At 29.4% G+C, this 12,593-nt stretch carries 13 protein-coding genes; 5 read left to right on the top strand and 8 right to left on the bottom strand.

Annotated elements, in window-relative coordinates:
- The first annotated feature begins 5 nt into the window (after positions 1–5).
- Entirely contained in the window at positions 6–191 is a 186-nt protein-coding gene (locus tag ACWJJT_RS01065; protein WP_462955728.1) for a hypothetical protein, read from the top strand.
- 128 nt (positions 192–319) lie between these two features.
- Here ACWJJT_RS01065 and ACWJJT_RS01060 read toward each other — a convergent pair whose 3' ends face one another.
- From ACWJJT_RS01060 to ACWJJT_RS01050, 3 genes are read right to left on the bottom strand one after another with little or no spacing between them, the layout of a single operon-like run.
- Complete coding sequence (locus tag ACWJJT_RS01060) at positions 320–742, bottom strand: putative ABC transporter permease (RefSeq protein ID WP_462955727.1); 423 nt, start codon at positions 740–742, stop codon at positions 320–322.
- 47 nt (positions 743–789) lie between these two features.
- Positions 790–2,067 carry an FAD-dependent oxidoreductase gene (locus ACWJJT_RS01055; RefSeq protein WP_220285915.1) on the bottom strand — a complete coding sequence of 426 codons (1,278 nt, stop codon included), beginning with the start codon at positions 2,065–2,067 and terminating at the stop codon, positions 790–792.
- Entirely contained in the window at positions 2,064–3,026 is a 963-nt protein-coding gene (locus ACWJJT_RS01050) for a sulfide/dihydroorotate dehydrogenase-like FAD/NAD-binding protein (protein ID WP_462955726.1), read from the bottom strand. Before ACWJJT_RS01050 ends, ACWJJT_RS01055 begins: the two co-directional genes overlap by 4 nt.
- Positions 3,027–3,153: 127 nt before the next feature.
- Here ACWJJT_RS01050 and ACWJJT_RS01045 point away from each other — a divergent pair, with 127 nt between their 5' ends.
- Positions 3,154–3,840, top strand: a complete 687-nt coding sequence (locus ACWJJT_RS01045; protein ID WP_462956718.1) for a phosphatase PAP2 family protein — start codon at positions 3,154–3,156, stop codon at positions 3,838–3,840.
- A 48-nt stretch (positions 3,841–3,888) separates the two neighbouring features.
- Here the strand turns inward: ACWJJT_RS01045 and ACWJJT_RS01040 are convergent, their stop codons facing one another.
- Both ACWJJT_RS01040 and ACWJJT_RS01035 read right to left on the bottom strand, forming a co-directional pair.
- Complete coding sequence (locus tag ACWJJT_RS01040) at positions 3,889–6,207, bottom strand: ATP-dependent Clp protease ATP-binding subunit (RefSeq protein ID WP_462955725.1); 2,319 nt, start codon at positions 6,205–6,207, stop codon at positions 3,889–3,891.
- A gap of 212 nt (positions 6,208–6,419) precedes the next feature.
- Positions 6,420–6,572 carry a hypothetical protein gene (locus ACWJJT_RS01035; RefSeq protein ID WP_462955724.1) on the bottom strand — a complete coding sequence of 51 codons (153 nt, stop codon included), beginning with the start codon at positions 6,570–6,572 and terminating at the stop codon, positions 6,420–6,422.
- 207 nt (positions 6,573–6,779) lie between these two features.
- Here ACWJJT_RS01035 and ACWJJT_RS01030 point away from each other — a divergent pair, with 207 nt between their 5' ends.
- Complete coding sequence (locus tag ACWJJT_RS01030) at positions 6,780–8,372, top strand: recombinase family protein (protein WP_462955723.1); 1,593 nt, start codon at positions 6,780–6,782, stop codon at positions 8,370–8,372.
- Between the two features lie 291 nt (positions 8,373–8,663).
- Here the strand turns inward: ACWJJT_RS01030 and ACWJJT_RS01025 are convergent, their stop codons facing one another.
- Entirely contained in the window at positions 8,664–9,794 is a 1,131-nt protein-coding gene (locus tag ACWJJT_RS01025; protein WP_462955722.1) for a D-alanyl-D-alanine carboxypeptidase family protein, read from the bottom strand.
- A gap of 99 nt (positions 9,795–9,893) precedes the next feature.
- Between ACWJJT_RS01025 and ACWJJT_RS01020 the strand changes: the two genes are divergently transcribed.
- On the top strand, positions 9,894–10,466 hold the full coding sequence (locus ACWJJT_RS01020; RefSeq protein WP_462955721.1) for a DUF2953 domain-containing protein: 573 nt from the start codon (positions 9,894–9,896) through the stop codon (positions 10,464–10,466).
- Positions 10,459–10,881, top strand: a complete 423-nt coding sequence (gene ytfJ / locus ACWJJT_RS01015) for a GerW family sporulation protein (RefSeq protein WP_462955720.1) — start codon at positions 10,459–10,461, stop codon at positions 10,879–10,881. Before ACWJJT_RS01020 ends, ytfJ begins: the two co-directional genes overlap by 8 nt.
- 133 nt (positions 10,882–11,014) lie before the next feature.
- Here the strand turns inward: ytfJ and scpB are convergent, their stop codons facing one another.
- Positions 11,015–11,614, bottom strand: coding sequence for an SMC-Scp complex subunit ScpB (scpB, locus tag ACWJJT_RS01010; protein WP_462955719.1), 600 nt, complete (start codon positions 11,612–11,614; stop codon positions 11,015–11,017).
- Position 11,615: 1 nt separating this feature from the next.
- Complete coding sequence (locus tag ACWJJT_RS01005) at positions 11,616–12,353, bottom strand: segregation/condensation protein A (RefSeq protein WP_462955718.1); 738 nt, start codon at positions 12,351–12,353, stop codon at positions 11,616–11,618.
- Positions 12,354–12,593 lie beyond the last annotated feature (240 nt).

Below are 12,593 nucleotides of genomic sequence, written 5' to 3'. Positions count from 1 at the left end.
ATTAAATGGACAATGACTTTAAAAAAATTATACATGAAGAAATTAATAAACCACTTAATAATATTGTTGATGTTTTCACTCCAAAGGTAAAAAAAAACGATTATAAACTCGCTGTTTTTTGGATTATAGTAGGTATTCTAGCTATGTTATTACTTTACTATACTTATAAAATGCTATCCATTTATTTTTAAAACAATTTCAAATTATATTAACAGTAAAATCATAATAAAAAAGAAAACTTGATGAATTAAGTTTAATGTACTTGTTGCATTAAACCTACGTCATCAAGCTTTTATAATTTTTAAGACTTAATCTAAACCTAATTAGCATTACCACTGAGACTGTTTTCAATGCGTACTATAACATCATGTATTTTTTCAAACATAATTCCGTAGGCCATCCATACCGGTGCATAACCTAATGTAATTATTCCACATATTGAATTTTTTTTATTTACATAGTTCCATGGACACTCACCTAAAATCGCCCTAAGCAGTAGTCCGCTAATTAATTCTACTGCAAATATAAGAACCATATATATGCCTCCCCTCACAATAAGCGGAAGATGTTTTATCCTATAATGCACAGGTTCAAGAAATACAGCAAGCCCATATATAGGAAACATCCAGATACAGGTAGTGCCCCTAAGTAATACATCGCCCTTAATCATTGCTCCAAACCCATTCCACAAAATCTCTGCTAAAAGCCCTAAAAATCCGTATATAATAAATCTTTTCCACATGAGAATATTGTGTGTATTACCTTGTAAAATATACTACTAACCCTCTTTTATATAAGTTTTTCATTAAATATATTAGTTAAATTTAGTTTTTCTACTTTCCCCTTAATTTCATCTATATCTAAAGTATAAAGTCCAAGTTCTTGCATTCTCTTAAAATACCCCGCACCCGCAAAAGTATATCTGTTTCTTCTTCCTTCTTTAGATTTCATTTTTTCATTCGCATAGGCCATTATGTCTCCAACGGCAAGGGACCTTGGCAACATCAAAAGAGGCATTCCTATATAATTTCTTATGGCATTGTGTCCGGCTAAAGCCCCTGTTATCATTGCTTCTGTGTGACCTACAAATAATCCAGACTTCTCGCCTGCACAGAACAAATTATCCAGGCCTATAACCTTCATACTATTTGTCCTTGGAGCTACTGATAGATACCTTATAGAGTTTCCCTTTCCCCCTGCATATGGATCTATATATTTTGCATTTTCAAGTCCTTTAATTTTTCTTAACTTATCTAATGGATAATATGAAGTCATAAGCTTTACATGTCCTGTATCTAACAAAATTACATTTTCTGCAAATTCTTTAAGGGCATATTGCTGACATACCTTTAATTTAAGTTTTTCTAAATTTATATCTTCTTCTGGAATCTTTAAAACAACCACTCCTGCTTCATCTAGTTGTTTTACAACGTCATCGGCTAAAGAATCCTTAGCTAGTTTACACGAGCCGCTAAAAGCTCCATAAACGTCTTCTTGTCTTTCTCCTTTTAAGTCTTCAACTCCTGCTCTGTAGCTTATGCTTACCCTTGGCCCAAAAGCTGGACATCTTAAAATGCACATTGAACATCCATTTCCATATTTTAAGCAGTTACCCATTGGCCCTGTTGAACCTGTAGTTTCTATAAATACATCTGCCTCAACATATTCCCCGTCTGATAGATATATTCCCTTTATTCTATTGCCTTCTTTTTCAACATCTACCACTCTTGTTATCATGTTTAATTCTATATCCATAGCTTTTAAATATTTTACCACTGCTGGTTCGATCTTGTTTACATCGTAAAGCCAGGCATGTTTATGCCCCGGAAAATCAATATTTTTATGTCTAGTGTTTTCATCAGTCAAATGTATTAAATCTCCTGCCCCAAGCGCTATCATTTCTTCTGCCGCAGTATACCTTCCGTTATTTCTCATTATACCGCCTACATTGCCAAGTCCTAAGAGCATATCTGTTTTTTCATATAACGCAACCGTAGCTCCTGCTTTTTTTGCTATTATTGCCGCGCTGCAACCAGACCACCCACCACCAATTACGATAACCTTCAAAATATTCTCCTCCCTTCTAATACATATTTAGGTTCTGTCTGCATTTTGCAGAGCCGTCTTAATTTAAGGTCGTTATTTATTCTTGTGCAACATCCGCACACACCTTCTCCACAGCACATTTTGGCATTATTACAACAAGAATATTTAATGTTTTTGTCCATATCTTCTACGACCTTCATCAATTCATAATTTAAAACATCTGCAGCATCGCAGTGAACTAAACTAATATTATTATTACTAATCAAATCATTTAATATATTATTAAATTCATCTGTTACTCTTCCATTCTCTATAGTATTGCACTGTATAACTTTTGAAGCATACTTTTCTAAATACTCACTCACAAAACTATTTTTATAAGGCGAATTATCAAGCACAACTATATTTTCATTATTATTTGCATGTAAATATTTAAGTACTGGTACCATAGGTGCCTGCCCTATACCTCGTGCTACAATTAAGCATATACTATTTTTAACTTTATATATGTTTTTTAGTCCTAAAGTACCATTCCAAAATGGTCCTTTCACAAGCAACTCTTCCCCTAGCTTTAACAAATCTAATGCTTTAGTTTTAGTCCCCTTAAGTTCTATAGCAATAGTTATAGTATTATTTCTGGTATCAGTATCCAATATTGATATTGGCGTATCAAACCTCGTTTCTGTATCTGGTCTTCGTGCAAAAATATAACTTCCCGCATAAACTAATTCACTTACCAATTTATCACTTGCACCTACTGTAAGTATAATAACATTGTCCTCTAATTTATTTTTTTCTAATATTTTACAATGATAATATTTCCTACCCTCTTTAGCTTTATAATTGTTTGAAACATATTCTTGATATATACATACCCCATTAAAGTTGCAGCAGTCGCAGAAATCTTTACCTGCTAGCTGTGAACATAATATGCAGTCCCCTGTTTCTGCCAGATGGCAAGGACATGGTTGAGACGCCAAACTACGATATTTTTTTAATCAAGTCTATACTTATATACATACAATTACTTAATTTTCATTTTAATTACATAATATTAATAAAAACTTTTCACAAAAATCATTGAAATTATTGTTATTTTCCGTTAAAATGGTCATTGAAGAAAGGACTGATTATTTGAAAGATTTTTTAAAAAAATTATTGCCATTATTACTTATAGGTTCTGTTCCTTTTTCCAATTTATTCTATTGGACATTAAATAATACTCAAAGAGGAGTTTATGATCTAACTACTGATTTAGATAGATCTTTACCACTTATAAAAATTTTTATAATACCTTATATGACTTTGTGGTTTTTCTTAGCATTTTGTTTTATTTATTTATGCTTTAAGAACAGAAAAGTTTATTATAGGATTATGCTTACTTTAGTCCTATGTTATGTTGTTGCTTTTGTCACTTATTACTTTTTTCAAACAACTGTTCCAAGGCCTATTGTTACAGGGGATGATATATTCTCGAAGCTGATTTTATTTACCTATAATTCTGATGGACCATATAATTGTTTTCCAAGCATCCATGTAATTACTGCATACCTAGCTGTTAAAGGTATTAACGCTACTAATGCTAGAAAACGTATTAAAATTCCAGTTAATATCTTAGGATTTCTCATTATCATATCCACTGAATTTGTTAAACAACACGTAATAATGGATATTTTTTTCGCAATATTCTTATGTAATGTGATATTCACTTCAATCATTTATGTAGAAGAACATTACAAACTTTATAATTCCAAAAAAGTTTATACCTTCACAAAACAAGATATTGAACAATAATACTGCTAAATCAAAAGCTGCTGAATAATTTTCAGCAGCTTTTTAACTTTATATTATAACAACTTTGTCATCTTTTAATTCTATGGATATATTTGATCCTTCACTAAATTTATTTTCAAGATAATGCTCTGCAATTTCATCTTCAATGTATTTTTGAATAGTTCTTCGAAGTGGCCTTGCACCGTATTTATCATCGTATCCTTTTTCTAATATAAAGTCCTTTACATCTTCTGAAACATGCACTGTAATTTTCTTTTCCTTTACCTCTCCTACTACTTCCATCATCATTAAATCTACTATTTTACGTAGCTCTTCCTTTTTAAGAGTGGTAAATACAATAATCTCATCTACTCTATTTAAAAATTCCGGTCTAAATGTTTCTTTTAAAGCGTCCTTTACACGTGATTCTAAGATATCATAATCACCTTGAACAAAACCAATATTACCTGAATTAAACTTAGTACCTGCATTAGACGTCATTATTATTACAGTGTTTTCAAAGGAAACAGTTCTGCCTTGACTATCTGTTAGTATTCCATCTTCAAGAATTTGAAGCAGCATATTAAATACATCTGGATGAGCCTTTTCAATTTCATCTAAAAGAATCACTGAATATGGCTTTCTTCTGACTTTTTCAGTTAATTGTCCACCCTGATCATATCCTATATACCCTGGTGGTGCACCAATTAGCTTCGAAACTGTATGTTTTTCCATGTATTCAGACATATCTATACGAATTAATGATTCCTCACTTCCAAAAAGCTCACAAGATAGTGCTTTAACTAGCTCTGTTTTTCCAACCCCTGTTGGTCCTACAAAAATAAAAGAAGATGGCTTTTTCTTTTTTCTAAATCCGGAACGATTCCGCCTAATTGCTCTAGATAAACTTATAATAGCTTCATTTTGACCTATAACTCGTTTATGTAGCCTACCTTCCAAATTTAATAGCTTTTTCGCTTCTTTTTCTGTAATTTTTTTTATTGGAATTCTAGTCCATGACTCAATCACAAAAGCAATATCCTCTAGAGTAATTTGAACATCACTATATTTTTCTTGAGTTTCGTTAATATTTTCTTTTACTTTGCATAGCTTCATCCTATATTCTGCAGCCTTTTCAAAATTTCCGGCAACCTCAGCTTCCTTCTTTCCATTTTGAATTTTTTCTGATTCCTCTTTTAATTCTGCAAGTTCGACAAGACCTTTATTTTTTAAATTAGCTCTAGAACCTGCTTCATCAATAACATCAATGGCTTTATCTGGAAGAAATCTTTCTGTTATGTATCTTTCAGATAAATTTACAACTTCTTCAATTACTTCATCAGATATTTTAACTTTATGATATTCTTCATAGTAGCCTCTTATTCCTTTTAAAATTTCTATTGTCTCAGCTATACTAGGTTCCTCAACTAGGACTGGCTGAAATCTTCTCGCGAGTGCTGCGTCTTTTTCTATATATTTTCTATATTCCTCCAATGTAGTAACTCCAATAACTTGTATTTCCCCCTTGGCCAAAGCTGGCTTCAAAATATTTGCTGCATTCATCGCGCCCCCCTGAACCTCACCAGCACCCATAATATTGTGCACCTCATCAATAACTAATATTATATTTCCATTTTCCTTAGCCTCTTCAATAATTGACTTCATGCGGCTTTCAAATTGCCCTCTAAATTGTGTACCTGCAACCACCGCAGTTAAATCAAGCAGGTAAACTTCCGCATTAAATAATTTTTCTGGAACTTGTTTTTCTACAATTCTTACAGCTAACCCTTCTGCAATAGCTGTTTTACCAACACCTGCTTCTCCAATTAATATTGGATTATTTTTACTTCTCCTATTTAAAATCTGTACCACTCTATCGATTTCTTTATCCCGTCCAACAACCTTGTCAACGCCATTTTGATTTGCTTTGTTAGTTAGATTTATACCATATGTATCTAAATTCTTTCGCTTCTTTTTAAACCAATTCTTTTTTGATTTATCTTCAGCTGTTTCTTTAATCTTTGATGACATTTGACCTTCATCCTCTATAAAATCACTATTTTCATCAACAGGTGAAAATAATCCATTAAAAATATTACCAATGGTCTTTTTTTTATCACCATTCTCAATATCCATATTGGGAGCATTTAAATCCTCAAGATCTATATCCTCTAAATTCATATTTTTGAACATATTACCCATTTGTTCATTTAAGTTTTCAATATCCTCTGAGGATAATCCAGCTTGTTGCACTAATTGATCCATAACTGGAATACCCCTTTTTTTAGCACACTCTATGCATAATCCTATAGTTTCGGTTTTTCCATTCTCAATTCTTGATGTTAATATCATTGCAATATTTTTTTTACATATTTCACATAACTTCATATAAATCATCTCCATATTTTATGTTGTATACAATATTATAACAGTATATCATCTTTCAATAGAATTTGTTCGATATACTCTGATTGTTTATTTCTCATTAATATAATAACTGCTCCTTATTGTTTTAACTCTTTTACTTTTCTATTTTATTCTACTATTATACATATATTCCTCTTTATTATAGTGCTATTTTTCCTGCAATTTGAAATACCTTAGTTAATAATTAACTTTTCTATTAATTCGTTCATTTCTTGTAACGTAAGCTCTGAAGCTATTATTTTCGCAACAGCCCTTGTATACTGCTCATCCAAGAGTTCTACTTCTTTTTTATTTAATTCTAAAACAATTGTAGAATTAACTTTCATTTATAATCCTCCAAATAAACTATTATATTATAGTATGCACCTTTAACCTTAGTGTTACGTAATCATGTATATACCTATATATATTTAATTATATACATGATTACGTAATATTATTTTTCTAAAATACATATCTTTATTTTGTGAAGAAATTATAGTTTATAGAATATATCATAATTATTTATAAATCAATTATTAAGGAGTAATAAATTGAAAATTGCCGCTATATACTCCAGAAAATCAAAAATCACAGGAAAAGGTGAATCGATAATTAACCAAATTGAATTATGTAAACATGAATGTAATCATTTAGAAATCGAAAAATTTATAATATATGAGGACGAAGGTTTTTCAGGAAAAAATATCAAAAGGCCTCAGTTTCAAAAAATGCTCATTGATGCAAGGGAAAAAAAATTTCATGTACTAATTTGTTATAGACTAGATAGAATTAGTAGGAATATCTCTGATTTTACTACTCTTATAAATGAATTAGATAGTTTACACATTAGCTTTATAAGTGTTAATGAACAGTTTGATACATCAACCCCTATGGGCCGTGCCATGATGTATATTGCATCTGTTTTTGCGCAGCTAGAACGTGAAACTATTGGTGAAAGGGTTCGTGACAATATGTTAGAACTCGCTAAAAGTGGAAGATGGTTAGGAGGTCAAACCCCTTTGGGGTATGAAAGTAGAAAGTTATCCTATTTGGATGATGAATTTAGAGAAAAAGCTATGTATACATTATCACCCATAAAAAAGGAATTAGATGTAGTAAAAATTATTTATGATAAATATCTACAGTATAAATCTATTAGCCAAGTTTTTATTTTCATCTTTAAAAAGAATATTAAAACAAAAAACGGCGCTGACTTTAATAAGAAAAGGATTCAACTTATATTAAGAAATCCCCTTTACGTTAGAGCAAATGAAGCTGTTATGAATCACCTTCAGCTTATTGGCATGAATGTAATGGGAAAAGCTAATGATAAACAAGGTATTATAACTTATAATAAGAGTAAAGGTGCTAGGATTAAACGAGATATAACTGAATGGATAGCTGCTATTTCTAAACACGAAGGAATTATTGATGCTTTCAATTGGCTTAAGGTTCAACAAATATTAGATGATAATAAAAACAAGGCACCACGGCTCGGAACCTCTGCAGCAGCATTACTTACCGGAATTTTAAAATGTTCTAAATGTGGTAAAAGTATGATTGTTAAACATGGTCATATTAGTGCAACAACTAATAAAAAAATTCAGTATTATGTTTGTAGTACTAAAGATTATTCAAAAGGCGCGCGATGTAATAATCCTAATGTTCGCGTAGATGAACTCGAAAAGGTAGTTATAGATAATTTAAAAAATATCACAATTTCAAGAAATATTTTATTAGAGGAGTTAAATAAAATAAAATCCGAACTATCAAAAACTAATTTGGTACAATCTGAAATAGAGAGTTTATCATCACAAATAAATATAAAACAAGATCAAATAGATATTCTAGTAAATCAATTATCTTTGGACAATGAAATATCCAAATATATAAGGCCTCAAATTTACAAATTAGGAATTGAATTAGAAAAATTAAGTGTTAAATATAAAGACTTAGCCTCTACTGCTTATAAATTTAAAAATAACAATCCGATTGTAGATAAATTTTTAAATTCATCAAATAGCTTTTCATCAATAATGGATATCTTAGATTTTAATAACAAACGTTTATTAATTAATAATGTTGTAAGCTCAATATACTGGGATGGCGCTAGAGGCATTGTAAAAATTAAAACACTAAACTGATTATCGCAGTTTAGTGTGGCAAGGACAAAATTCACTTCCTACATCAATGCAATCGTAGGGTTCATAACTCATCATTCTAACCTCCTAAAGTACTATACTATTAAAATATTTGAAATTGTGGAATTTGTTACAAGTTAAATTTAATATTTATAATTAATCATTCCCACATATTCAAACAATCAAATTATATAAATCATTATTATTAATGAATCACCTTGAAAAATAACTAGAAATTGTATTTGTGTACTGTTAAAGTTTTCTAACAAATAAGAGAGAGACTTATATTCTCTCTTATTTGTTAGGTATAATTAAATCTTTAATTTTATCAAATTCTTGTATAATCTTATTTTTCTTTTTTATAGAATTTTTAGCCACTAAGGCTTCTGTAAATAAGAGTTTATTATTTGCATATACATCTATCCTACCAATCTCTTCCCCTTCATGTATTGGGGCATAAATCTCATTTAGTGGCTTTCTAATTTTGACTTCTATTTTTTGATTGTTTTTTACTGGAATTATAATATCTCTTTTACTTACTATTTCAACATTACCCACTCCGTCTTTTACGCTAAGATGTTCTAAAATGTCATTTTTACCGATTATTTTTTTGTATTCATAATTTTTTTCAACATACTTATTTATTTTTTCAGTTTCCTTCCATCTTGGTGTACAATTTAGTGTAATTATAATAACATCTCTATTTTGAATTTTAACAGAAGTTACTAAACATTTACCTGCCTTTCCAGTAGATCCTGTTTTTACTCCTGTTGAATTTGGTAAAAGATATAAAATTTTATTTATATTGTGGTAACTTCTAGTAAAGTTATTCTGTTTACCATCCACATCTTTAGATCCGACTATATCATTAAAAAATTTAATTTCTTTTGCCTTTGCAGTAACTAAGGCTAAATCATACGCTGTAGAATAGTGATTTGCACTGTCTAACCCGTGAGGAGACTCAAAGTTGCTATTCAATAATCCAATTTCTAAGGCATACTCATTCATAAGCTTTGAAAACTCATCAACACTTCCACTAATTCCTTCAGCAATTGCAATTGCGGCGTCATTTCCAGATCTCAACAAGAGTCCATACAACAATTCTTTTAAGGTTACTTCCTCGCCTTTTTTTAATCCTATTTCTGAACCGCGTATAGATGCTGCTTTCTCTGATACAATTATTTTCTTGTTTAAATCTCCACATTTTATTGCTACAAGTGCCGTTAGTATTTTTGTAGTACTTGCAATTTCAATTGGTGTATATGCATTTTTTTCATATAAAACAATTTTCGAATCAGCATCTATTGCTATAGCACTTATAGCATTAACATATAAATCCTCTGCAAAAACATTTTCAACAAATGACGAAAATAGAAAAAACAAACTTAAACATAATGATAAATATACTTTAAAATTTTTTCTCATTATTTCACCTCTCTTAAATTTGAGTATTATATACACAAGTTGATATTTTTATAAATTATTGGGCATAATACCAGTTATTATATAGATTGGGAGGTTGAGATGTTTAAATATATAATAATATTTCTTTTAACTCTAATAATTATATTATTTCCAATCCATTTAAAAATAACCCTTAAATACTCAAACAAAATTTTGGGAATTTACATATATAATAAGAAATTAAAGGTTAAAAAAGTTTCAAAAAATGGTAATAAAAATGATTTAAAATGTAGCCCAAAAGAAAATTTCTTTAAGTCCTTAATTTTAAGCGATATAAAATTAATTACCTATAAAATTAAGAAATTAAAATTCAAACCAACATTAACTTTAAATACTAAACTAGAATATGGATTTGATGATGCTGCATTGGTTGCTATTTTATTTGGCTTAATTCATTCAACTTATAGTTTTTTGCATTTAATATTAACAGATTTTGTAAAAGTTAAAAATATTAATCTTAAAGTTAACCCTCATTTTAAAAAAAATGATTTTGTTATGGAAATTTCGAGTATAATTTACGTCAATTTAGCAAAAATTACTTATATAGCATTTATTATGTTAATTTGCCTTATAACCATAAAACATAACAAAATGAATATAAAAAAATATAAGGGAGGAAATATACATGGATAATCATCCAATTGAAAATTTGATGAGGAGCACGATGGAAAGCATAAAAGATATGATAGATGTTAATACAATTGTAGGAGAACCTATCCAATCATTAGATGGGACTACAATTATCCCTATTTCAAGAGTATGTTTTGGTTTTGCATCTGGAGGTAGTGAATTCAATAGTGTTACGTCTTCTGACTCAAGTAATAACTATCCTTTTGGTGGTGGTTCTGGAGCTGGAGTCACTGTTAAGCCCGTTGCATTTTTAGTTGTTAAAAACGATTCAGTAAGACTATTGCCTGTAGATCAGCAAAATACATATGATAAAATCGTTGATACTGTACCACAGGTTATCGATATTATTAAGGGTATGTTTAAAGATAGTTGTGATAAGAATACAGAATGCGAAGATAGCGATAAGTATGCTAAATAACTTCTCTTAATTGTTCAAATTATATATTAAAAATATTAACCCCACCATCATAAGAATTTTCCACTGGAAATTTTATTATAGTGGGGTTAATAAGTGTTAATAAGTGTATACATCAGTTGCCTTCAAAAAATATCTACTCAGTTTGATTGCTATCAATATTTTGTTGTACTTTTTCTTTGCTAAGCTCCTCTAAAGAAGGCATTTCATTTAGACTCTGAAAATCAAAATGTTTAAGAAATTCATCCGTGGTTGCATAAATAATTGGTCTTCCCGGAACATTTTTTCGTCCAGTTTCTTTAATTAATTTTTTATCTGACAATGTATAAATTGCTCTATCGCTCTTAACTCCTCTTATCTCCTCGATTTCCACTCTGGTTATGGGTTGCTTGTACGCAATTATTGCTAAAGTTTCAATAGACGCTTGAGATAAAGATTGTCTAATACTTGTCTTTAATAGCTTTTGTACATATTCACTATTACAAGATTTTGTAACAAATTGGTATTCATCATTAGTTACTATAATTTTAATACCTCTTTGCTCTTCTTCATATTTTGCTCTTAATTCATTTGTTAATTCTCTTGTGAAACCAATGCTACATTCTAATATATTTGCTATTTCAGTTAGCTTTAATGATTCACCAGCAACAAACAACAGGGATTCTATAATAGAAAAATATATATTTTTAGTAGAAACCTCTTCAATCTCTAATTGTTTAGCGTTAAATTCATTCATATTAATTTACCCTTTCTAAATATATATCTTTAAAATTGCTTTCTTGAATTACTATCACACTTCTAATCTTTATAAGCTCAAGTAATGCTAGAAACGTAACAATAATTTCTAATTTTGATGAATATCCATATATTAACTTTGTAAAATGGATTTTTCCAAGAGATTCAAGCTCTCTTTTTAATTCTTCCATTTTATCTTCTATTTTATATTCATCTAATAGGATTTTTTTATTTATAATATTATCAGTATTCATTTTATTCATATATACTTGCATTAAATTAATGTATGAATTGTACAAATCAAGCATTGTAATATTTTTCAAAAAATCCATTTCCTTTATGTTCTCATTATCCTCTTCAATTATTTCAGGTTTTTTACTAATCATTATACCTGTACCCTGTTCCAACATCTTTAAATTTTCAGCTATAGTTTTATATTTTCTATATTCTATCAATTTATTTAGCAATTCCTTTTCTACATCAATTTCTTCTTCGCTATGCTCCTCCTTATTTTTAGGCAACAAATATTTGGATTTAATTTCAATTAAAGTTGCGGCTATAACTATGAATTCTGATGTCACCTCTAAATCCATTTCCTTCATACTTTTAAGACACCCCAAATACTGATTTGTGATTTCAACAATATTGATATCATATATGTTCATCTCATTTTTCTTAATAAGATGTAATAACAAGTCAAATGGGCCTTCAAAATTAGTTACCTTTATACTTAATGGCATGTACACTCTCTCCTAAATAAATAATTATAAAGAAATATAAGATTTATTATGATTTCTTTATGTCAAGTCTATTCTAAGTATAATGCATCTTTGGAAAAATAACTAGTAAATTCACTAGCATGTTTTGCTTCATATTACGCTTTTCAAGTCCATTTATATTCGTAATATTCCCAATTAAGTCTGACATTTTAAATCCTAAAGTATAATATTTTATAAAAACTTAGCTTCTAAGCAAAAAAT

The organism is Clostridium sp. CM041, assembly GCF_055081035.1.
This window is presented reverse-complemented; position numbering and strand designations above follow the sequence as displayed.

Coding starts and splice junctions, on each gene's coding strand:
- ACWJJT_RS01005 (WP_462955718.1), bottom strand. CDS start 12,353: ATGCCATTAAGTATAAAGGTAACTAATTTTGAAGGCCCATTTGACTTG.
- ACWJJT_RS01060 (WP_462955727.1), bottom strand. CDS start 742: ATGTGGAAAAGATTTATTATATACGGATTTTTAGGGCTTTTAGCAGAG.
- ACWJJT_RS01025 (WP_462955722.1), bottom strand. CDS start 9,794: ATGAGAAAAAATTTTAAAGTATATTTATCATTATGTTTAAGTTTGTTT.
- ytfJ (WP_462955720.1), top strand. CDS start 10,459: ATGGATAATCATCCAATTGAAAATTTGATGAGGAGCACGATGGAAAGC.
- ACWJJT_RS01045 (WP_462956718.1), top strand. CDS start 3,154: ATGGTCATTGAAGAAAGGACTGATTATTTGAAAGATTTTTTAAAAAAA.
- ACWJJT_RS01065 (WP_462955728.1), top strand. CDS start 6: ATGGACAATGACTTTAAAAAAATTATACATGAAGAAATTAATAAACCA.
- ACWJJT_RS01040 (WP_462955725.1), bottom strand. CDS start 6,207: ATGAAGTTATGTGAAATATGTAAAAAAAATATTGCAATGATATTAACA.
- ACWJJT_RS01020 (WP_462955721.1), top strand. CDS start 9,894: ATGTTTAAATATATAATAATATTTCTTTTAACTCTAATAATTATATTA.
- ACWJJT_RS01035 (WP_462955724.1), bottom strand. CDS start 6,572: ATGAAAGTTAATTCTACAATTGTTTTAGAATTAAATAAAAAAGAAGTA.
- scpB (WP_462955719.1), bottom strand. CDS start 11,614: ATGAATGAATTTAACGCTAAACAATTAGAGATTGAAGAGGTTTCTACT.